This is a genomic window from Enterobacter cloacae, from assembly GCF_013375935.1.
Classification (GTDB): Bacteria; Pseudomonadota; Gammaproteobacteria; order Enterobacterales; family Enterobacteriaceae; genus Enterobacter; species Enterobacter pasteurii.
Genome location: NZ_CP056117.1, coordinates 2,324,049 through 2,345,995, shown reverse-complemented (window position 1 = coordinate 2,345,995; position 21,947 = coordinate 2,324,049). Strand labels below are relative to the sequence as shown.

Genomic DNA, 21,947 nt, shown 5'->3' with positions numbered 1-21,947 from the left:
AACACGCTGCACTACTCTTTATGCTTCTGCTCAATCGACGCCAGGATCCCGCGCAGGATATTCAGCTCCTGGCTTTCCGGACGGGCGCGGGTGAACATTCGGCGCAGCTTGTTCATAACCTGGCCCGGATGACCTTCACGGATAAAACCGGTAGAGAGCAGCGCCTGCTCCAGGTGACCGTAGAAGCGCTCAAGATCGTCCACCAGCGGGTAGGCCGTCTCTTCTCTTGGTTCTACCGGTTTTTCCTGCGTCGCCAGCCACGCCATACGCACTTCGTAGGCAATGACCTGTACCGCCATCGCCAGGTTCAGCGAACTGTATTCCGGGTTCGCGGCAATTGCGACGTGGTAGTGGCACTTCTGTAGTTCGTCATTGGTCAGGCCAACGCGCTCGCGACCAAACACCAGCGCCACCGGCGCCTGTTCGGCTTCTGAGACGCTTTTCAGGCCGCATTCGCGCGGATCCAGCATCGGCCACGGCAGCGTGCGGGAGCGCGCGCTGGTGCCCACCACCAGGCTGCAACCGGCCAGGGCTTCATCCAGGGTGTCCACGATTTGCGCATTGCCGATCACGTCGCTGGCACCGGCCGCCAGAGCAATAGCCTGAGAGTCTGGTTTCACCAGAGGATTAACCAGCCACAGGTTTGTTAAGCCCATGGTTTTCATAGCGCGGGCCACGGAGCCCATGTTGCCGGTGTGCGATGTTTCGACCAGCACGATTCGAATGTTTTGCAGCATAATTTTTAGATGTCTGGATTCAGTGTCTGAAGAATATTCAGGCATATTATCATAAACGAGAGACATAATCCGATCCCGCTGCTATACTCTGCGCCGATTTTCCTGTTCTTTAACATCCAGTGAGAGAGACCGATGCATCCGATGCTGACCATCGCCGTGCGCGCAGCGCGCAAGGCGGGTAATGTAATTGCCAAACACTACGAAACCCCAGACTCCGTAGAAACCAGCCAGAAAGGCAGCAATGATTTCGTGACTAACGTCGATAAAGCCGCAGAAGCGATTATTATCGAAACGATCCGCAAATCTTACCCGCAGCACACCATCATCACCGAAGAAAGCGGTGAACATGAAGGTACCGATCAGGATGTTCAATGGGTTATCGATCCACTGGATGGCACCACCAACTTCGTTAAACGCCTGCCGCACTTCTCCGTATCTATTGCCGTACGCATCAAAGGCCGTACTGAAGTCGCCGTTGTGTACGATCCAATGCGTAACGAACTGTTCACGGCTACCCGCGGTCAGGGCGCTCAGCTGAACGGCTACCGTCTGCGCTGCAGCAACGCGCGCGATCTGGACGGCACCATTCTGGCGACCGGCTTCCCGTTCAAGGCGAAGCAGCACGCGACCACCTATATGAATATCCTGGGCAAACTGTTCACTGAATGCGCGGACTTCCGCCGCACCGGCTCTGCTGCACTGGATCTGGCCTACGTTGCGACCGGTCGCGTTGACGGTTACTTCGAGCTGTCGCTGAAGCCGTGGGACTTTGCGGCGGGCGAGCTGATCGCGCGTGAAGCGGGCGCCATCGTGTGCGACTTTACCGGCGGCCACAACTACATGACCACCGGCAACATCGTTGCAGGTAACCCACGCGTTGTTAAAGCCATGCTGGCCAATATGCGTGACGAACTGAGCGACGCGCTGAAGCGCTAGTCCCTCACCCCAGCCCTCTCCCAAACGGGGAGAGGGTGTTAAACGGCACCGCGCTCATCCACATCGTCACCGCCGCTCCCAGCAGAATCACGCCCCCCCGCCAGCGCAAGCGTTGCCCACCCTATCTGTCGCCACAGCACCGGCGTTTTGCTGCCGCTGAGTTTTACCGCCAGCTGACGGAAGCTGTGCACCAGCAAAGCCAAAGACGAAATGGTGACGGACGTTCCTGCCGCCATCGCCAGCGCCGAGAGCATGCCCCAGCCGAATACGCCAATCACCTTGCTGAACAGCAGCACCACGATTGCCCCCGAGCACGGGCGCATCCCCATAGAAAGCACGATAGCCAGGCGCGCGCGCCAGTCGTCACCGCTCTGCAACTGTTCCTGCGTTGGCAGATGCTGATGCCCGCAACCGCAGCTGTCATCGTGAACGTGATGCGGCGTAAAGGCTTTAAATTTCGGCTTTTGCAGCAGCGCGCGCAGCTTTTTCAACGCCCGCCAGCAGAGGAGCAGCCCGAGCACGCCCACCAGCGCGTAACTGCCCTTCTCCAGCCAGAAGCTGCTCATGTGCAGCTGTCGGGCAGGTAGCTGTAGCAGCAAAAGCACAACCGCCACCAGCGCAATCGCCACGCCGCCCTGAAGCAGCGAAGAGGCCAGCGTGAGGCCAATGCTCGATTTCAGCTTAGACGGGTGAGTGGCAAGCCAGGTGGTGATAACGATTTTGCCGTGCCCCGGCCCCAGCGCGTGCAGCACGCCATAGATAAAGCTGAACGCCAGCAGGGAGCCGCCCGCTTTGGTCGGGTTTTCCGCCACCGCCTTCAGCAGCCCGCTCATCTGCTGGTTAACCTCGCGCTGCCAGAGGATGCTTTTCATCATCACCTGCGGCCAGGCCTGCCATAGCCAGAGCGCGCCGCCCGCGGCTAACAGCAAAAAGAGCGCCAGCGGCCAGAGCTGAAGCCAGCGGCGTGATGTTCTGACGGGGGAAGCTATCACTGACATTGCAACGTCACCTCCTGCGCAAACTGTTTACCTAACTCCATATCCTCAGGGGGAGCATCTTCTTTATCGAGGGAAACGGCAAAATTCAGCGTTTCTTCGCTGGGCGTCGGCGTGCGCAGGGTAATTTTGCAGTTCTTTTGCAGTGCCGCCGGTAGCTGAACGTCGCTATCCCCGGCGTAGCTCATGTCGACGTAGTACGTGGGATCGAAGGTGGAGAAGGTATACTTCTGCCCTGCCAGCGGCTGCGGGTGCGCCAGCGGAAGGATAAACGTCAGCACCGCCTGATGGCCGTCGCGGGTCATGCCGTACTCCGTGGGGCGGTTAAGAAATTTGACCTTTTGCCCGTTGTGCCAGAACTCGGTGAAGTAGTGTTGGCCGAGCACGTTGGCCATCACTTCCGCCGCCAGTTTTTTCCAGATCTCATCGCCGGGCTTTGCGTCTCCGGCATCGTAGAGCAGATCGGCGGAGGTCATTTCATCCATCGTCCAGCGCATTTTAAGGCCGCTGAGCTGCGTTCCGTCCGTTACCAGCTCCGTTTTCAGGCTGATAAAGCTGTGAGGGTGCGCGCTGGCGGTGAAAGTGAAAACCGCCAAAAATAACGCTACCGCGCTTTGTTTAACTATTTGCATCAATTCCTCACGTCAAAAATTCTGTGATGTTCGCCCGCAATCCTGAGTGAAAGGCCCGCCGGTGCGCTTTTCAGCGCCCATCCTTTAGCTATTCTTATCAAACATTCACACTGGATACCCGACAGATGATGCCGACGCTTGAAATTCCATCTGTGCTTTCCAGTTCGCAGCGCCGCTGCCAGGTGCCTTTGATGCTTTACCTGCCCGACGCTGCCGTCACCGCACAGAGCATAATCGCTGCCAACGGCGTGGATGACGTCGTGGCACGGCAAGATATAGCCGAGACGCGCGATGAAATCCAGCGCTATCACCGGCTTGATATCGTCACGCACCTCGATGGCTGCTACCGAATAGAGGGTACCGCCCTGAACCAGCGCTTGTGCCTGCTGCACTGGCTGCGCAGGGCGCTCCGGCTGTGTCCGCATTTTGTTTCACAACAGTTTACCCCGGCCTTAAAAACCGCGCTTAAACAGCACGGCGTTTCCCGCCCGCTTTATGACGATGCGAATCTTCGGGCGCTTATCAGCTTCTGTTCGCGCAAGCTGCAGCGTCAGTTTGAGCCCCGGGACGTGCAGTTTTTACAGCTCTACCTGCAATACTGTCTGATTCAGCATCATCTGGGCAATACGCCGCAGTTCTCCCCCGCTCAGCGCAGCTGGACGCAGTCCAGAGGGGAGTATTTTACGGCGCAGGACATTGTCCGCCACTGGAAGCGGCGCGTTCCCCAGGGCACGCACAGCGAAGAACAGCTGTTCCTGGCGCTGCTGTTTATGATGCTGCGCACGCCGGACCCGGTGCTTGACAAGCACCAGCAGGACCAGCGTTTGCGCCGCGCCATTGTGCGCATGGTGGCCCGTTTTCGCTCGCAAACCGGCATGAAGTTCAGCGATGAGCAAGGGCTGACCGATCAGCTTTACATCCATCTGGCCCAGGCGCTGGATCGTTCCTTATTTGAAATTGGCATCGACAACAGCCTCCCGGAAGAGGTTCACCGCCTTTATCCCCGGCTACTTCGCACCACCAAAGCGGCACTGGCCGAGCTGGAAGCCGAGTTTGAGCTGCAATTCTCCGATGAAGAGATGGCGCTCGTGGCGGTAATTTTTGGTGCATGGCTGATGCAGGAGACCGATCTGCACGAAAAACAGGTGGTGTTATTAACCGGGGAGGATAAATCCTGTGAGGAGGTGATTGAACAGCAGCTGCGCGAGTTAACGCTGCTGCCGCTCAATATTCGCTATCTCAGCCTGGAGGCCTTCAGGAAAGAGGGCGCGCCCCGCGAGGCGGCGCTGGTCATTACGCCTTACCCAACCGCGCTGCCGCTGTTCTCGCCGCCGCTCATTCATGCCGTTGAGACCCTGAACGCGCAGCAGCAGGAACATATTCGGGTTATGCTTGAATCGTAATCAAGTACGAGCAGTTACTTTTGGGCGGATGACGATCGCCGGTAAAGCGACCAGCGCCATCACCCAGAACACGCCGTGGCCGAGATGCTGATAGAGGAAACCAGCAAAAACGGTCATTATCGCAATGCTGCCGCCCATCGCCACCGCTGAATAAACAGCCTGCAACCGGATGACGTCCCCGCCCTCTCGCGCGGCAATATAGCGCATCGCCGCCAGGTGGCACACGGTGAAGGTGCCGCAGTGCAGGATCTGCGCCACAATCAGCCACGGTAATTCGGTCGTCCAGCCCATAATGCCCCAGCGCGCCACGCCGCATACGGCGGAAAGCAGCAGCAGATCCCGCGCCCCGAAACGGCTGAACAGTTTTTTGCTGAGCGCAAAGATAATCACTTCGGCCACTACGCCAAGGGACCATAAATAGCCGACGGCGGAAGCGGAATACCCCGCGCCCTGCCAGTAGATGGCGCTGAAGCCGTAATACGCCGCGTGCGCTCCCTGAAGCAGGCAGACGCAGGCCAGAAAACGCCAGCTTTGCGCAACCAGGCTTCGCCAGGCGGGCCAGCCCGCGCTGTCCCGATGGCGGCTTTCCCCTTGCGGCATCACCGACGGGCGCAGCAGCATCCCCAGCAGCATGGAGGCGATCCCGATGCTCAGCAATGCCAGGATCGCGCGGTAATCGTAGAGGCTGACCAGCTTGCCCACCAGCGCAGAGCCGATAACAAAGGCAATCGATCCCCACAGGCGCACGCGGCCATAGTCCATGGTGATCTGCTTTTGCCAGGTGTTCGCCAGCGCATCCGTCAGGGGAACCAGCGGGGAGAAGAACAGGTTAAAGCCAACCATCACCGCCATCAGCCAGGCAAACTGGTGGCTGACCCAGAAACACGCCGCAAAGACCAGCGTCAGCAGGGCCAGAATACGCACGGCTTTAATCAACAGAGAGGGATCGCTGACGCGAGGCGCAATCAGCAGGCTACCGAGGAAACGTGCCACCAGCCCCGCGCCCAGCAGGATGCCGATAGTTTCTGGCGTAAGGCCGATTCCTTTGAGCCAGACGCTCCAGAAAGGCAGAAAAATACCGTAGCTAAAGAAATAGGTGAAATAGCTGAGCGCCAGCCAGCGCGTGGAATGCAAGACCATGAATCCCTCCCGAAATGGAGGCGATAGTCTCGCGTTTATCCGGCGCTTTAGCAAGCCGTTAGCGCGCTATAAATTAACGAAAAATTAACATCATCGCTTGCCGGACGGCGTATGGCGGGAGCGGTAAATCTGTATTACGTTTAAAGTACATCGCCTGAAGAGGTTGTTTACCATGAACAGCTTACGTTATTTCGATTTCGGCTCCTCCCGTTCTCTCCTGCTTTTGATTGCCCGTATTGCCATCGTTGTTCTGTTTATTATTTTCGGTTATCCAAAGCTGACGGGCTTTAGCGGCACCGTACAGTATATGGCCTCGCTTGGCGCCCCCATGCCCACGCTGGCGGCCATTATTGCCGTTGTGATGGAGGTTCCTGCCGCGTTCCTGATTGTGCTGGGCTTCTTTACCCGCCCACTCGCGGTACTGTTTGTGTTCTACACGCTGGGCACGGCGATTATTGGCCACCATTACTGGGATATGACCGGGGATGCGGTTGTGCCGAACATGATCAATTTCTACAAGAACGTCAGCATAGCGGGGGCATTTATACTGCTGGCTATCGTGGGTCCGGGGGCACTCTCTCTCGACCGACGTTAGCCCATAAAAAAAGGCCGCGGATGCGGCCTTTTTTTATTTCTGCAAAGCAGAGGTATTACGCGTATACCGGGAAGCGCGCGCAGATATCCAGAACTTTACCTTTAACGCGCTCGATAACCGCATCGTCGTTGATGTTGTCCAGGACGTCGCACATCCAGCCCGCCAGATCTTTCACTTCCGCTTCTTTAAAGCCGCGGCGCGTCACGGCCGGAGAACCGATACGGATACCGGAGGTCACGAACGGGCTCTTCGGATCGTTTGGCACGCTGTTTTTGTTCACGGTGATGTTGGCGCGGCCGAGGGCGGCGTCAGCTTCTTTACCGGTCAGGTTCTTATCAACCAGATCCAGCAGGAACAGGTGGTTTTCAGTACCGCCGGATACCACCTTGTAGCCACGGTTCAGGAACACTTCCACCATCGCTTTGGCGTTTTTGGCAACCTGCTGCTGGTAAACCTTAAACTCAGGCTCCATCGCTTCCTTCAGCGCTACCGCTTTCGCAGCAATAACGTGCATCAGCGGGCCGCCCTGTGCGCTTGGGAACACAGCGGAGTTCAGTTTCTTGTACAGCTCTTCGTCACCGCCTTTCGCCAGGATCAGGCCGCCGCGCGGGCCTGCCAGGGTTTTGTGGGTGGTGGTGGTCACAACGTGAGCGTGTGGAACCGGGTTAGGGTAAACGCCCGCGGCAATCAGACCGGCAACGTGCGCCATGTCAACAAACAGGTATGCGCCGATGCTGTCTGCGATTTCACGCATTTTAGCCCAGTCAACGATACCGGAGTATGCGGAGAAGCCGCCGATGATCATCTTCGGCTTGTGCTCTTTGGCCTGCTTCGCCATGTCTTCATAGTCAATTTTACCGGACTCATCGATACCGTAAGGAATGATGTTGTACAGTTTGCCGGAGAAGTTAACCGGGGAGCCGTGAGTCAGGTGGCCGCCCTGTGCCAGATTCATACCCAGAACGGTATCGCCCGGCTGCAGCAGCGCGGTGTATACAGCGAAGTTAGCCTGGGAGCCAGAGTGCGGCTGGACGTTAGCGTAGTCAGCGCCAAAGAGTGCTTTCGCACGGTCAATGGCCAGCTGCTCAACGATATCAACGTATTCGCAACCGCCGTAGTAGCGCTTGCCCGGATAACCTTCAGCATATTTGTTGGTCAGCTGAGAACCCTGCGCCTGCATCACGCGCGGGCTGGTGTAGTTTTCGGAGGCGATCAGTTCGATGTGCTCTTCCTGACGTACTTTTTCCTGCTCCATAGCCTGCCACAGTTCGGCATCATAATCGGCAATGTTCATTTCACGCTTTAACATCCGCATCTCCTGACTCAGCTAACAAGTAAATTTTGGCCTGAAAAGGCAGTCCTGTTGGACAACGGGCAACAGTATAACTGAATCGTTCTGTGATAACAGGTCTTGACAAACGATTTTACGCAAACGTTTTCCTTCGCGCCACGCAAGGGTTTGAGGAATAAAGCGTGCGCTGCGTTGAACGGATTTCTTTTCAGGTTTGTGATGCATATTTTTCACGATGCAAAGAACCATTTACATTACAGGGTTATTTTTATAAGATGCATCTAAAATACATCATTAAAGTAACATCAGAAGGAAGCTGCTATGCTCGACGCCCAAACCATCGCTACCGTGAAGGCCACTATTCCCCTGCTCGTTGAAACGGGTCCTAAGCTGACCGCCCATTTTTACGATCGCATGTTTACGCATAACCCGGAGCTCAAAGAGATTTTCAACATGAGCAACCAGCGTAACGGCGATCAGCGTGAAGCGCTGTTCAACGCCATTGCCGCCTATGCCAGCAACATCGACAACCTGCCCGCCCTGCTGCCCGCGGTGGAAAAAATCGCGCAGAAGCACACCAGCTTCCAGATCAAACCAGACCAGTACAACATCGTCGGTAGCCACCTGCTCGCCACGCTGGACGAAATGTTCAGCCCGGGTCAGGAGGTGCTGGACGCCTGGGGTAAAGCCTACGGCGTGCTGGCAAACGTCTTCATCAACCGTGAAGCGCAAATCTACAGCGAAAACGCCAGCAAGAACGGCGGCTGGGAAGGCACGCGCGCGTTCCGCATCGTAGAAAAAACGCCGCGCAGCGCGCTTATCACCAGCTTTGAGCTTGAGCCGGTTGACGGACAGCCGGTTGCCGATTATCAGCCCGGCCAGTACCTGGGCGTGTGGCTGAAGCCGGAAGGTTTCCCGCACCAGGAGATCCGCCAGTACTCCCTGACCCGTAAGCCAAACGGCAAAGGCTATCGCATTGCGGTGAAACGCGAGAAGGGTGGCCAGGTCTCAAGCTGGCTGCATAACGTCGCCCGCGTGGGTGATATCGTCCATCTGGCCGCGCCGGCAGGCGACTTCTTTATGGCGGTTGAGGCCACTACCCCGGTGACGCTGATCTCCGCGGGCGTTGGTCAAACCCCGATGCTGGCAATGCTGGATACGCTGGCAAAATCAAACCACAGCGCGCAGGTAAACTGGTTCCACGCGGCAGAGAACGGCGACGTTCACGCCTTTGCGGATGAAGTGAAAGCGCTGGCGGCGGGTCTGACCCACTTTACCGCCCATACCTGGTATCGTCTGCCGACCGAAGCTGACCGCGCGGCGGCACGTTTTGACAGCGAAGGCCTGATGAATTTAGGCGAGCATGAAGGGGCGTTCAGCGCGCCGGAGATGCAGTTCTACGTTTGCGGTCCGGTGGCGTTTATGCAGTATGCCGCGAAGCAGCTGGTTGAGCTGGGCGTAAATAAAGACAACATTCATTACGAATGTTTTGGCCCGCATAAGGTGCTGTAACGCAAAAAGCCCCTCTTTCGAGGGGCTTTTTTTGTCGGGCGTCGGCGCGCCACGCCCGACCAGGAAACGCTGCTTAAATCGCCGCGTCGTCTTCTTCGCCGGTACGGATGCGGATCACGCGCGCCACGTCAAAGACGAAGATTTTCCCGTCGCCAATTTTACCGGTCTGCGCCGTGCGGATAATGGTGTCCACACAGGTATCGACGATATCATCGCTCACCACGATCTCGATTTTCACTTTCGGCAGGAAGTCCACCATGTACTCTGCGCCACGGTATAGCTCGGTGTGGCCCTTCTGACGACCAAAACCTTTCACTTCAGTTACGGTCATCCCGGTGATGCCCACTTCTGCCAGCGCTTCACGTACATCATCCAGTTTGAAAGGTTTAATAATCGCATCAATCTTTTTCATGGTGTGTCCTTAAACTCATGCCTGTAAGCTGCCTCGTAATCGATTGCTCACAGTATCATATTCAGGCGAATTTTGCGGTACTACTCTTTAAAATCGTTCGCTTCCAGCTCGTGGCGCGAGAGTAACTTGTAGAACTCGGTGCGGTTACGCCCGGCCATGCGCGCCGCGTGGGTCACGTTGCCTTTGGTGATTTGCAGCAGCTTGCGCAGATAGTTCAGTTCGAACTGGTTTCGCGCTTCCGCAAAAGCCGGTAAGGCCGTGTTCTCCCCTTCCAGCGCCTGCTCCACCAGCGCATCGCCGATCACCGGCGATGAGGTGAGCGCCACGCACTGCTCAATCACGTTAACCAGCTGGCGCACGTTGCCCGGCCAGCTCGCCGTCATCAGGCGCTTCATCGCATCGGTGGAGAACGCGCGCACAAACGGCTTGTGGCGGTCTGCGGCCTGGCGTAAAAGATGGTTTGCCAGCAGCGGGATATCTTCCGCGCGCTCGGCCAGCGCCGGGATTTTCAGGTTTACGACATTAAGGCGATAGTAGAGATCTTCACGAAACTCGTTGCGCGCCATCACCTTGGGTAAATCACGGTGGGTGGCGGAAATAATACGCACGTTGATATCGATATCGCGGTTGCTGCCGAGCGGACGCACTTTTCGCTCCTGCAATACGCGCAGCAGCTTGACCTGCAGCGGCGCGGGCATATCGCCAATTTCATCGAGGAACAGCGTGCCGCCCTCAGCCGCCTGGAACAGCCCTTCACGGCTGCTCACCGCGCCGGTAAAGGCGCCGCGGGCATGCCCGAAGAGCTCAGACTCAAGCAGCTGTTCCGGCAGCGCGCCACAGTTAATCGCGATAAAGGCATTTTTACTGCGCGGGCTGGCGTTGTGGATCGCCTGGGCAAGGATCTCTTTCCCGGTCCCGCTCTGGCCGTTAATCAGCACGCTAACGTCTGATTGGGCCACCATCCGCGCCTGTTCCAGCAGGCGCAGCATGGCGGGGCTGCGCGTGACGATGGATTCGCGCCAGGCGTCGTCACCGGACGGCGCCGCGTGCTCAAGCGCGCTGTCGATCGCTTTATAAAGGGCGTCTTTATCCACCGGTTTGGTGAGGAAGCTGAACACCCCCTGCTGGGTCGCGGCAACCGCATCCGGAATCGATCCGTGAGCGGTGAGGATGATGACAGGCATGCCGGGCTGCTGCTTCTGGATCTCCGTGAACAGCTGCAGGCCATCCATTTCATCCATCCGCAGGTCGCTGATCACCAGATCGATTTTCTCGCGGCTGAGCACCTTCAGCCCCTCCTGCCCGCTTTCCGCGGTGACCACGCTATAGCCTTCGCTGACCAGACGCATCCCCAGCAGCTTTAACAGCCCGGGATCGTCATCCACCAGTAAAAGATGGGCAGGTTTACGGCTCGTCATGCTTCACATCCTCTTGTTTCGGCGTTTCACCGTCTGGCGTCGTGGCAGGGTTGCCTTTCGACCCATCAGGCAGATAACTGCCGGCCGGTTTACGCGTCGAGAGCTGTCTTTCAATATCGGTCAGATTTTCAAGCTTGCGCGTGGTGGTCTCAAGCTGCTCGCGCAGCGATTCCTGCTGCTGGCGAAGCGCATCAAGCTCGCTGTCGCTTGACTGCTGCAGCTTGCTGTAGCGAAAACGCTCTTCAGACAGCTGTAGCTGCAGGGTTTGTCCGTCCCGCCAGAGCTGATAAATCGGGCGCACCTGGGGCGGAATATTGATAACAAAGGTATCCAGCCGCGTGACGTTGGCGCGCCGTTCGACGGGCGTGATTCTGGCATCGGCCATGACGATGCCGCGCTTAAACGCGTCCTGCCAGGTATCGTCCACCAGCATCGCCGCCTGCGCACGCGCTTCGGCTGGCGCCAGCCGCTGGGCGCAGTCGATTCCGCGCAGCCAGAACAGCGGGTTTGATTCGACATCGTGTCCCGATAAATTCCAGATATCATCGCAGCCCGTTGAAAGGAAATCGGCCAGCTGCTTTTGGGGCCACTTATCTTCTTGTTTATGGCTGATCGCACTTTGCGGTGCATGTGAAACACACCCTGCCAGCAGTAAGCAGGGCAGGCTCAGGCGCATATTTTTGCAGGAAAACACCGCGCGCAGTGCGCGGTAAAAGACGTGTGACATACTCACCAGGTTGTTATTCATTTCATTGATTTTTCCGGCTCAAGAGGCAGTTCGATACGAAAACAGACATCGGAGCGTTCGTCACTAACGATGTTAAGCTCCCCCTGCATGCGTCGTATGCAGTCGCGGGCAATACTCAACCCCAGACCACTTCCTTTTACCGCACCTTTTCGCTGATGACTCCCCTGGAAGAAGGGTTCAAATATCATCGTTTTTTCTTCATCCGGAATCGGGCTTCCCGTATTCGCTACGTCAATAAATACCCGCGAACCGTTGCTATTGCTTCTGATATAAATGGTACCGGATTCAGTACCATAGTGCACTGCATTGGAATAGAGATTATCCAGCACGCTCATAAAGAGCATCGGCTCTGCCAGGCAGGACGACACGTTGAGCTCCACCTGGGTATGCATCATTTTAGCTCTTGCTGGAAGGCTATGGGCGGAGATAACCATGTCCACTATCGGTTCAATCTCCACGCGCTCAAGCACCACAGCACCATCCGCCAGCTTGCGGTTATAGTCCAGCAGTTGTTCAATAAGTTTTTGTAAATTGCGGCTGCTGGCATCCAGAATCGCGACGATCTCTTTTTGCTCGGGGGTTAACGCCCCCGCCACTTCGTCAGCCAGCAGTTCCGTGCCTTCACGCATACTCGCCAGCGGCGTTTTCAGCTCGTGGGAGATATGGCGCAGAAACTGGTGGCGCTGCGATTCCAGCCACGCCAGGCGCTCTGAAAGCCAGATGATGCGCTGGCCTACCGAACGCAGCTCGCGCGGGCCTTTAAAAATAACCGTATCGCCGAGGGATTTGCCCTCCCCCAGCCGGTTAATCATCCGCTGGATCCCCTTCACGGGGCCGATGATCATACGGGTAAAGAGCAGTACCAGCCCCAGGCTGACCATGAACAGCACCAGGGCCTGCCAGCCGAAGAACTGGCCGCGCTCGGCAATTTCCTGCTGAAGCTGCTGCCCGCGGGAAAAGATAACCGTACGGGTGGACTGAACCATCTCCGTATTGGCATTCGCGAAGGCTTCAAGCCGGGCGGCCGCGGCGGCATCGGGACCACTGTTTTTGCACTGTAGCTGCGCCAGATCGTTCAGATCCTGACGTAGCGCCTGATAGAGTTTGTCATCCGGCAATACCCCCGCATGGGCGTCCAGCATTTCGCTGTAGCGCTTGCGCTGATTCTGGTACACCCTTTCCAGCGTACGGTCGTCCAGCACGCAGTACTGGCGATAGCTCCGCTCCATCTCCAGCGCGGCGTTAGTCATGGCCTCGCTACGGCGGGCATCAATCAGCGTGGTGCGGTTAGTCAGGGCTGCCTGGGCGCTGAGCGCATTGAGGCTTTGCCACGCCTGCCACGCCAGGACCAGCAAAGGCAGCAGGATCAGCAGGAAGGCCATCATAACGAGCTGTCGCAGGGAGCGAGGGAAAGCGGGCCAGCGTTTCAACACATTACTCTCTTCATACGGGTTTGAGGAGAGCGTAACTGAGTCTGCCCTTCAGATACAACAAAGCCGGGTAAAAACCCGGCTTTGTTGTGGAATAAGGCGGTGCCTAACTCGACGTTTCGCCCTGGCCTGATAAAGCAATGCAATAATCAGTAGTTGGACGGCAGGCACCTTTTTGTGCGTCATTCGAAGTTTATGTAGCACGTCCCGAAGGGGCTGACATAAGAAGGTGAATGAGCCACTGGTTAATATTATGCAACAGGCGTGCCACAATGCAAAACAATATATTAACTTACTGAATAGCAATACTTTTATGCATTCAGCCCGTTGTATGTCTGCTGAATGATTTCCAGGCTAAGTGTCGCAAATTAACAACACCTTAGCAGCGGCATCTCATTGTCCATATAAAACAACGAGTTATATGTCTCCATTTGGAGACAGTGGCATTAACGGTTTGTCGCGAATTTGCGACACAAATAAAAAAGCCCGGTGGCGATAACGCCTACCGGGCCTGGAGGAGCACTACCGATTAACCCAGCTGTTTACGCGCGTTGCGGAAAATACGCATCCACGGGCCGTCCTCGCCCCAGTTTTCCGGGTGCCAGGAGTTGCTCACTGTGCGGAAGACGCGCTCCGGGTGCGGCATCATGATGGTCGCACGGCCGCTTTCGCTGGTCACCGCCGTAATACCGTTAGCGGAACCGTTCGGGTTAGCCGGGTAGGTTTCGGTGACCTTGCCGAAGTTATCGACAAAGCGCAGCGCCACGAGGCCTTTGCTTTCAAGCTGGGCCAGATGCGCCGCATCGCGCACCTCAACCTGACCTTCACCGTGGGAAACGGCGATTGGCATCCGGGACCCCACCATGCCCTGCAGCAGCAGTGAAGGGCTTTGGGTCACTTCAACCAGGCTGAAGCGCGCCTCGAAGCGGTCGGAGTGGTTACGCACAAAGCGCGGCCACGCTTCACTGCCCGGGATCAGCTCGCGCAGGTTAGACATCATCTGGCAGCCGTTACACACGCCCAGCGCCAGCGTTTGCGGACGGTGGAAGAAGGTTTCGAACTCGTCACGCACGCGGCTGTTGAACAGGATGGACTTCGCCCAGCCCTCACCCGCGCCCAGCACGTCGCCGTAGGAGAATCCGCCGCACGCCACCAGCGCCTGGAAATCATCCAGGCCGGTGCGCCCTGCCAGCAGGTCGCTCATGTGAACGTCGATGGCGTCAAAGCCTGCACGGTGGAAGGCTGCCGCCATCTCAACGTGGGAGTTAACGCCCTGCTCGCGCAGCACGGCCACCTTCGGACGCGCGCCGGTCGCGATGTACGGCGCGGCAACATCTTCGTTGATGTCGAAGGAGAGCTTCACGTTCAGGCCAGGATCGCTGTCGTTCGCCTTCGCGTTGTGCTCCTGGTCGGCACATTCCGGGTTGTCGCGCAGGCGCTGCATCTGCCAGGTGGTTTCCGCCCACCACATACGCAGCGTGGTGCGGCTTTCGCTGAATACCGCGTGGCCGTCGGCCTCAATGACGAAGCGGTCGCCCTGAACGGCTTTACCCAGATAGTGCACGCAGTCTGCCAGGCCATGCTGCGCCAGTACGGCTTCAACCGCATCGCGATCTGCCGCACGCACCTGAATAACCGCACCCAGCTCTTCGTTAAACAGCGCCGCCAGGCGGTCTTCGCCCAGAGAGGCAATGTTTGCCTCCACGCCACAGTGGCCGGTAAAGGCCATCTCCGCCAGGGTAACCAGCAGGCCGCCGTCGGAACGGTCGTGGTAGGCCAGCAGCTTACGCTGAGCCACCAGCGCCTGTATCGCGTCGTAGAAGCCTTTCAGCTGCGCCACGTCGCGCACGTCGGCTGGCTTATCGCCGAGCTGACGGTAAACCTGCGCCAGCGCGGTCGCGCCCAGCGCGTTGTGGCCAAGACCCAGGTCAATCAGCAGCAGGGCGTTGTCGTCGGTCGACAGCTGCGGCGTGATGGTATGACGCACGTCCTCCACGCGCGCAAACGCGGTGATCACCAGCGACAGCGGAGAGGTCATCTCGCGCTGCTCGTTACCTTCCTGCCAGCGGGTTTTCATCGACATAGAGTCTTTACCCACCGGAATGGTCAGGCCGAGCGCAGGACACAGCTCTTCACCTACCGCTTTCACCGCTTCGTACAGGCCAGCATCTTCGCCAGGGTGTCCGGCTGCGGCCATCCAGTTTGCGGAAAGTTTAATGCGTTTGATGTCGCCAATCTGCGTCGCGGCGATGTTAGTCAGCGCTTCACCGACCGCCAGACGGGCAGACGCGGCGAAGTCCAGCAGCGCCACCGGGGTACGTTCGCCCAGCGCCATCGCTTCGCCGTAGTAGCTGTCGAGGCTCGCGGTGGTCACGGCGCAGTTAGCGACCGGGATCTGCCACGGGCCGACCATCTGATCGCGTGACACCATACCGGTGACGGTACGGTCGCCGATGGTCACCAGGAAGGTTTTCTCTGCCACGGCGGGCAGATGCAGTACGCGGTTTACCGCGTCGGCAACGGTGATGTCCTGACGATCCAGCGCTTTGCCCGCCGCCTTACGGGTCTGCACGTCGCGGGTCATCTTCGGCGTTTTGCCCAGCAGCACGTCCAGCGGCAGATCGATAGGCTGGTTGTCGAAGTGGGTGTCGCTTAAGGAGAGATGCTGCTCTTCCGTCGCTTCACCGATGACGGCATACGGCGCGCGCTCGCGGCGGCACAGCTCGTCAAACAGCGGCAGCTGGTCGGCGGCAACCGCCAGCACGTAGCGTTCCTGAGATTCGTTACACCAGATTTCCAGCGGGCTCATGCCTGGCTCATCGCTCAGGATGTCGCGCAGGTTGAAACGGCCGCCGCGACCGCCGTCGCTCACCAGCTCCGGCATGGCGTTCGAAAGACCGCCCGCGCCCACGTCATGGATGAAGAGGATCGGGTTAGCGTCGCCGAGCTGCCAGCAGCGGTCGATCACTTCCTGACAGCGACGCTCCATTTCCGGGTTGTCGCGCTGCACGGAGGCGAAATCAAGATCCGCGTCAGACTGGCCGGACGCCATAGAAGACGCCGCACCGCCGCCCAGACCGATGTTCATCGCCGGGCCGCCCAGTACGATCAGCTTCGCGCCAACCACGATCTCGCCTTTCTGCACGTGATCGGCGCGGATGTTGCCGATCCCGCCCGCCAGCATGATCGGTTTGTGGTAGCCGCGCAGCTCTTCGCCGTTGTGGCTGTCCACTTTCTCTTCATAGGTACGGAAGTAACCGTTCAGCGCCGGACGACCAAATTCGTTGTTGAATGCCGCGCCGCCCAGAGGGCCTTCGGTCATGATATCCAGCGCGGTCACGATGCGCTCTGGCTTGCCGAAATCTTCTTCCCACGGCTGCTCAAAGCCCGGGATGCGCAGGTTGGAAACGGAAAAACCGACCAGGCCCGCTTTTGGCTTAGCGCCACGGCCGGTTGCCCCTTCATCACGGATTTCACCGCCGGAACCGGTCGCTGCGCCCGGCCACGGCGAAATTGCCGTCGGGTGGTTATGGGTTTCTACCTTCATCAGGATATGCGCAGGCTCCTGATGGAAGTCATAGCGCCCTGCTTCGCGGTCGGCGAAGAAGCGGCCTACCTCGGAACCTTCCATTACCGCCGCGTTGTCTTTATAGGCAGACAGCACGTGGTCAGGGGTTTGCTCCATGGTGTTTTTGATCATCTTAAACAGCGATTTCGGCTGCTGTTCGCCGTCGATAATCCAGTCGGCGTTGAAGATTTTATGGCGGCAGTGCTCTGAGTTCGCCTGCGCGAACATGTACAGTTCAATATCGTTCGGGTTGCGGTTCAGCTTAACGAACGCATCCTGAAGGTAGTCGATTTCATCTTCTGCGAGCGCCAGACCTAGACGCAGGTTAGCGTCGATCAGCGCCTGACGGCCCTGCCCCAGCAGATCCACGCTCTGTACCGGCGCAGGCTGATGGTGGGCGAACAGCTTCTGCGCATCATCCAGAGAGGCAAACACGCTCTCCATCATACGATCGTGCAGCCCGGCCGCCACGGCCTGCCACTGCGCGTCGCTCAGGGTGGACGCTTCAACATAGTACGCCACGCCGCGCTCCAGACGGTTAATCTGGCTCAGGCCGCAGTTGTGCGCGATATCGGTGGCTTTGGAAGACCAGGGGGAGATGGTGCCCGGACGCGGCGTGGCAAGGATCAGTTTGCCGGTCGGCGTATGGCTGCTCAGGCTTGGGCCATACTTGAGCAGGCGTTCCAGCTGTACGCGCTCCTCTGCATTCAGGGGGGCATTCAGGTCAGCAAAATGGACATACTCAGCGTAAATATTGCTTACCGGAAGGTCGGCCGCCTGAAAACGTGCCAGCAGTTTGTTAATACGGAAGGCAGACAGTGCAGGCGAACCACGCAGAATTTCCATCATAAGTCTCTCGTCTTCGAAGCGCCGGGGCGCTTACAGTGTGCGCAAGGGGGGAAAACGGGCGTCATTATAGAGAATCCTGAGCGCCGACGAAACCGTTTGCGTCGAAATAAAATCAACCTTTATGTTTAACAATAGATGTGACCTGTCTCTCTAATTGGTTGCCAACTGGCGCTACTTTGCGCAAAATGCCGCTCAATCAATGGCAAACCTTCTTCATAACATGACTACAGCACACTGAGGCATCCGGCGTCGCAGAGAATTAACTAATTGAAAAAATTAAAGATTAATTATCTGCTCATCGGCATTGTTACGTTGCTGCTGGCAGTGGCCCTCTGGCCTTCTATCCCCTGGTTCGGCAAAGCCGAAAACCGTATCGCCGCCATTAAGGAGCGGGGGGAGCTGCGCGTCAGTACCCTTTCCTCCCCGCTGATTTACGGCGACATCAACGGCAAAACCATTGGTCTGGACTATGAGCTGGCTCAGCTGTTCGCGGACTATCTGGGCGTGAAGCTGAACGTGACCGTGCGTCAGAACATCAACCAGCTGTTTGACGACCTGGATCATAACCGCGCCGATATCCTCGCCGCCGGGCTGGTTTACAACAGCGAGCGGAGCAAAAACTATCAGCCCGGCCCCACCTACTACTCCGTTTCGCAGCAGGTGGTTTATCGTGTGGGTAGCCTGCGCCCGCGCTCGCTGGCCGACGTCACCGCTCAGCAGTTAACCATCGCCCCCGGTCACGTGGTGATCGACGACCTGCGGGAATTAAAAGAGAAAAAATACCCGAACCTCAGCTGGAAGGTAGACCCGAAGCTGGGCACCAATGCGCTGCTGGAGCAGGTAAAAGATAAGAAGCTGGCCTATACCATTGCTGATTCGGTGGCAATCAGCCTTTTCCAGCGAGTCCACCCTGAAATCGCCGTGGCGCTGGATGTCACCGATGAACAGCCGGTGACCTGGTTTACCCAGCTGGACGACGATCAGACCGTCTCTGCGGCCATGCTCGATTTCTTTAACTCCATCAATGAAGACGGCACCCTGGCGCGCCTGGAAGAGAAATATCTTGGTCACGGGGATGACTTTGACTACGTTGATACCCGCAGCTTCCTGCGCGCGGTGGATAGCGTGCTGCCGGAGCTGCAACCGCTGTTTGAGAAGTACGCCCGGGAAATTGACTGGAAGCTGCTGGCGGCCATTTCGTACCAGGAATCGCACTGGGATGCCCAGGCCACCTCGCCGACGGGCGTGCGCGGCTTGATGATGCTGACTAAAAATACCGCCCAGAGTCTCGGCATCAGCGATCGTACCGATGCGGAACAGAGCATCAGCGGCGGCGCGCAGTACTTACAGGATATGATGGCTAAAGTGCCGGAGACGGTACCGGAAGGGGAACGGATCTGGTTTGCGCTCGCCGCCTATAACATGGGCTACGCGCATATGCTCGACGCGCGAGCGCTGACGGCAAAAACCAAGGGCAATCCAGACAGCTGGTCTGATGTGAAACAGCGTCTGCTGCTGCTCAGCCAGAAACAGTGGTACAAAAAGCTGACGTACGGCTATGCGCGCGGGCACGAAGCCTATGCCTACGTGGAGAACATTCGTAAGTATCAGATAAGCCTGGTGGGATATCTGCTGGAGAAAGAAAAAGAGGCGACAGAAGCGCAGCAGCTGGCTGAAAGCTATCCGGTAGTCGCACCGGACGAGCTTAGTCACCCTGCGGCTTCAATTCTGCCTTTTGTTGCTTTTTCTGCTGCCGACGCATTCGAAAAAAGTCACTTAACAGACCCGAACATTCCGGTGCAAGTACCCCACCGATAGTTTTCACCTGGTGGTTCATGCCCGGGTGTCCAAGCACGTCCATCAGCGAACCGGCGGCCCCGGTCTTTTCATCTCGCGCACCAAACACCAGCGTACCGATTCGGCTGTGCACCATCGCGCCGGAACACATCACGCACGGTTCAAGCGTGACGTACAGGGTAGTATCCAGCAGACGATAGTTTTGCAGCACCAGCCCGCCCTGGCGTAGCGCCATGATTTCGGCATGTGCGGTAGGATCGTGACGGCCAATTGGACGGTTCCACCCTTCGCCAATCACCTGATTGTTATGAACCAGCACCGCACCCACGGGCACTTCGCCCTCTTCCCTGGCGCGCTGAGCCAGCGCCAGCGCATGGCGCATCCAGTATTCATGATTGTGTTCAGGGTTGGACAAGGGCTAATACTCCACTCGAAAAGCGGGCGGCATTATACACACCCTCAATAGATAAGACTATTCGAGTTGCTGAAGTTCACCCAGTGGCGTAACGCGCCAGCGGTGCTGGCAAAAATAGAGCAGCGGGTTGTCCTGCTTGCTGTCGCTGTAGCCGCTGTACAGACGCAGCGGCGTACCGATGCGTTTTTCCAGCTGCACGACTTTTTCATGCCCCAGGCAGCGCATCGTCAGCACCCAGCCGCCGTAACCACGGCCAATCTGCGTGGCGATGAGATTCACGCGCGGTAGCCAGGGCGTGTCAAAGTAGACCTGCTCCACCAGCGTCTGCGGCGAGCCGGTGATTAACCAGATATCGGCGTCGTTTGCGTCGAGGTAGCTGGTGAGGCGCGCCTGTACAACAGGGAACGCGGCCACATGACCGCGAAACCAGCGCGCAAAATCCTGCTCCAGCCGTTTAAGGCGCGCGTCGCTATGGCCAAACGTGCATCCCCAGAGCAGCAGGCTCATGGGCCAGCGCGCTGCACGGCCCTTCACCAGCAGCGCGATGCCAATAACGGGTAAGAGGGGCAATACCAGCAACGCGTTAAGGGGCTGGCGCCGCAGCAGGTAGCGCATAAAGGTGCCGAACATATCCTGCTGATGCAGCGTTCCATCCAGATCGAAAAAGACAACGCGACGCTCGTGATTTGCCAAACCTTACTCCTCTGGGTCGTTGAATCCTAACAGCCAGGTAAACAGGAACCCGGCGATCACCGCTACCAGATAGCCTAACAGATAGAGCATCACTTTTCCGGTCACGATGGTTAATGCCAGCGGTAAACCGGAGATCCCAAAGGTGATAACGGTCGCCACTTTCCAGTAGCTGATCAGCGCCCCGCCCACCGCGCCGCCGAGACAGGCCGCCAGGAACGGCTTGCCGAGCGGCAGCGTAACGCCGAAAATGAGCGGCTCGCCGATGCCGAGTAATCCGACCGGCAGCGCCCCTTTAATGACCTTTTTCAGACGCGCGTTGCGGGTTTTCATCAGTACAGCGATAGCCGCGCCCACCTGCCCCACGCCGGCCATCGACAGGATCGGCAGCAGCGCGTTATAGCCGTGCGCCTGCACCAGTTCGACGTGGATCGGCACCAGACCCTGATGCAAACCTGTCAGCACCAGCGGTAAGAAGGTACCGGAAAGCACCGCCCCCACCAGTAATCCACCGCGATCGATAGCCAGAGACGCGCCGTGGGCGATAGCTTCTGAGATCGTCCCGCCTAACGGCTGCAGCGCCACAATCGCCACGCTGCCGGTAATCAGCGTGGTAAGCAGCGGGTTGAGGATAAGCTCAATGGAGCCGGGCAGGACCGCACGTAGCTTTTTCTCGATCCAGCACATCAGAATCACCACCAGCAGCACGGCAATCACCCCGCCACGGCCAGGCTGAAGCGCCTCGCCGAACAGCGTAATGTTTGCCAGCTGCGGGCTGGAGAGGATGCCCGCCATCACGCCGCCCATCGCCAGCGAGCCGCCAAACACTTTGGCGGTGTTCACCCCCACCAGGATGTTCATGATGGCAAACACCGCGCTGCCGAATATCGCGAGGATACCCAGCAGGTTTGGGTACTGCGTCGCAAAATCCCCGACGATATCCGGACGCTTGAGGATATTAATGATGCCGGTAATTAAGCCCGAGGCGATAAACGCCGGGATCAGGGGAATAAAGACGTTTGCCAGCTGGCGCAGCGCATCGCTCATGGGGGCTTTATATTTGGCTTTCGCCTGCGCTTTGGTGCGTTCGGCGTCGTCAAAGGGTGCAGAGGTTTCGCCGCCCGTCATCAGGGCGCGCATGGCATCAACCACCTGCGCCGCTTTGCCCGGACCGACAATCAGCTGGTGCTGTTGGCCCTGCTTAACGTACCCGCTTACGCCGGGGAGCTGCTTAAGGCGCGCGATATCAAGCTTTTCGTCGCTGTGCACCTCGACGCGCACGCGCGTCATGCAGTTTTCCAGACGCTGTATATTTCCTTCCCCACCGATCCCAAGCAGGATGTCGCTGGCGAGCGCTGCTGTTTTGTCCATAAACGCCT

17 protein-coding genes and 1 pseudogene are annotated in these 21,947 nt (G+C 57.9%); 5 read left to right on the top strand and 13 right to left on the bottom strand.

Annotated elements, in window-relative coordinates; all coding sequences use genetic code 11:
• Positions 1–11 precede the first annotated feature (11 nt).
• Entirely contained in the window at positions 12–737 is a 726-nt protein-coding gene (gene trmJ, locus HWQ14_RS11095; RefSeq protein WP_176611185.1) for a tRNA (cytosine(32)/uridine(32)-2'-O)-methyltransferase TrmJ, read from the bottom strand.
• Between the two features lie 132 nt (positions 738–869).
• Between trmJ and suhB the strand changes: the two genes are divergently transcribed.
• Positions 870–1,673: an inositol-1-monophosphatase gene (gene suhB, locus HWQ14_RS11090; protein WP_028014077.1), complete on the top strand. Its 804-nt coding sequence runs from the start codon at positions 870–872 to the stop codon at positions 1,671–1,673.
• A 4-nt stretch (positions 1,674–1,677) separates the two neighbouring features.
• Here the strand turns inward: suhB and HWQ14_RS11085 are convergent.
• Together HWQ14_RS11085 and HWQ14_RS11080 are read right to left on the bottom strand one after the other, a co-directional pair.
• Positions 1,678–2,671 (bottom strand): annotated as a pseudogene (locus tag HWQ14_RS11085) (nickel/cobalt transporter).
• Positions 2,662–3,300, bottom strand: a complete 639-nt coding sequence (locus HWQ14_RS11080; RefSeq protein WP_176609739.1) for a DUF1007 family protein — start codon at positions 3,298–3,300, stop codon at positions 2,662–2,664. Before HWQ14_RS11080 ends, HWQ14_RS11085 begins: the two are co-directional and overlap by 10 nt.
• Before the next feature lie 125 nt (positions 3,301–3,425).
• Between HWQ14_RS11080 and csiE the strand changes: the two genes are divergently transcribed.
• A complete protein-coding gene (csiE, locus tag HWQ14_RS11075; protein ID WP_176609738.1) occupies positions 3,426–4,703 on the top strand; it encodes a stationary phase inducible protein CsiE in 1,278 nt (425 codons plus the stop codon).
• Here csiE and HWQ14_RS11070 read toward each other — a convergent pair whose 3' ends face one another.
• Entirely contained in the window at positions 4,704–5,843 is a 1,140-nt protein-coding gene (locus HWQ14_RS11070) for a 3-phenylpropionate MFS transporter (protein ID WP_176609737.1), read from the bottom strand.
• Positions 5,844–6,015: 172 nt separating this feature from the next.
• Between HWQ14_RS11070 and HWQ14_RS11065 the strand changes: the two genes are divergently transcribed.
• Positions 6,016–6,438 carry a DoxX family protein gene (locus HWQ14_RS11065; RefSeq protein ID WP_176609736.1) on the top strand — a complete coding sequence of 141 codons (423 nt, stop codon included), beginning with the start codon at positions 6,016–6,018 and terminating at the stop codon, positions 6,436–6,438.
• Between the two features lie 55 nt (positions 6,439–6,493).
• On the opposite strand, the gene glyA is transcribed toward HWQ14_RS11065, so the two are convergent.
• Complete coding sequence (glyA, locus tag HWQ14_RS11060; RefSeq protein ID WP_176609735.1) at positions 6,494–7,747, bottom strand: serine hydroxymethyltransferase; 1,254 nt, start codon at positions 7,745–7,747, stop codon at positions 6,494–6,496.
• Between the two features lie 303 nt (positions 7,748–8,050).
• Here glyA and hmpA point away from each other — a divergent pair, with 303 nt between their 5' ends.
• Positions 8,051–9,241, top strand: a complete 1,191-nt coding sequence (gene hmpA, locus HWQ14_RS11055; RefSeq protein WP_176609734.1) for an NO-inducible flavohemoprotein — start codon at positions 8,051–8,053, stop codon at positions 9,239–9,241.
• Positions 9,242–9,314: 73 nt separating this feature from the next.
• Here hmpA and glnB read toward each other — a convergent pair whose 3' ends face one another.
• The 5 genes from glnB to purL form a co-directional block, all read right to left on the bottom strand.
• Positions 9,315–9,653, bottom strand: coding sequence for a nitrogen regulatory protein P-II (glnB, locus tag HWQ14_RS11050; RefSeq protein ID WP_003860685.1), 339 nt, complete (start codon positions 9,651–9,653; stop codon positions 9,315–9,317).
• Between the two features lie 80 nt (positions 9,654–9,733).
• Positions 9,734–11,071, bottom strand: coding sequence for a two-component system response regulator GlrR (gene glrR, locus HWQ14_RS11045; protein ID WP_176609733.1), 1,338 nt, complete (start codon positions 11,069–11,071; stop codon positions 9,734–9,736).
• Positions 11,058–11,819 carry a two-component system QseEF-associated lipoprotein QseG gene (gene qseG, locus HWQ14_RS11040; protein ID WP_176609732.1) on the bottom strand — a complete coding sequence of 254 codons (762 nt, stop codon included), beginning with the start codon at positions 11,817–11,819 and terminating at the stop codon, positions 11,058–11,060. The genes glrR and qseG overlap by 14 nt, the downstream gene beginning before the upstream one ends.
• A complete protein-coding gene (qseE, locus tag HWQ14_RS11035) occupies positions 11,816–13,249 on the bottom strand; it encodes a two component system sensor histidine kinase QseE/GlrK (RefSeq protein WP_176611184.1) in 1,434 nt (477 codons plus the stop codon). The genes qseG and qseE overlap by 4 nt, the downstream gene beginning before the upstream one ends.
• A 529-nt stretch (positions 13,250–13,778) precedes the next feature.
• Positions 13,779–17,666: a phosphoribosylformylglycinamidine synthase gene (gene purL, locus HWQ14_RS11030; RefSeq protein WP_176609731.1), complete on the bottom strand. Its 3,888-nt coding sequence runs from the start codon at positions 17,664–17,666 to the stop codon at positions 13,779–13,781.
• A gap of 267 nt (positions 17,667–17,933) precedes the next feature.
• Here purL and mltF point away from each other — a divergent pair, with 267 nt between their 5' ends.
• Positions 17,934–19,484 (top strand): membrane-bound lytic murein transglycosylase MltF, encoded by a 1,551-nt coding sequence (gene mltF / locus HWQ14_RS11025; RefSeq protein WP_176609730.1) that lies wholly within the window; start codon positions 17,934–17,936, stop codon positions 19,482–19,484.
• On the opposite strand, the gene tadA is transcribed toward mltF, so the two are convergent.
• Genes tadA through HWQ14_RS11010 form a run of 3 tightly spaced genes read right to left on the bottom strand, consistent with a single transcriptional unit; the run spans position 19,372 to position 21,939 of the window.
• Positions 19,372–19,878: a tRNA adenosine(34) deaminase TadA gene (tadA, locus tag HWQ14_RS11020; protein WP_176609729.1), complete on the bottom strand. Its 507-nt coding sequence runs from the start codon at positions 19,876–19,878 to the stop codon at positions 19,372–19,374. The genes mltF and tadA overlap by 113 nt on opposite strands.
• Before the next feature lie 57 nt (positions 19,879–19,935).
• Complete coding sequence (gene yfhb, locus HWQ14_RS11015; RefSeq protein WP_176609728.1) at positions 19,936–20,571, bottom strand: phosphatidylglycerophosphatase C; 636 nt, start codon at positions 20,569–20,571, stop codon at positions 19,936–19,938.
• A 3-nt stretch (positions 20,572–20,574) separates the two neighbouring features.
• A complete protein-coding gene (locus HWQ14_RS11010; RefSeq protein WP_148420636.1) occupies positions 20,575–21,939 on the bottom strand; it encodes a PTS transporter subunit EIIC in 1,365 nt (454 codons plus the stop codon).
• Positions 21,940–21,947 lie beyond the last annotated feature (8 nt).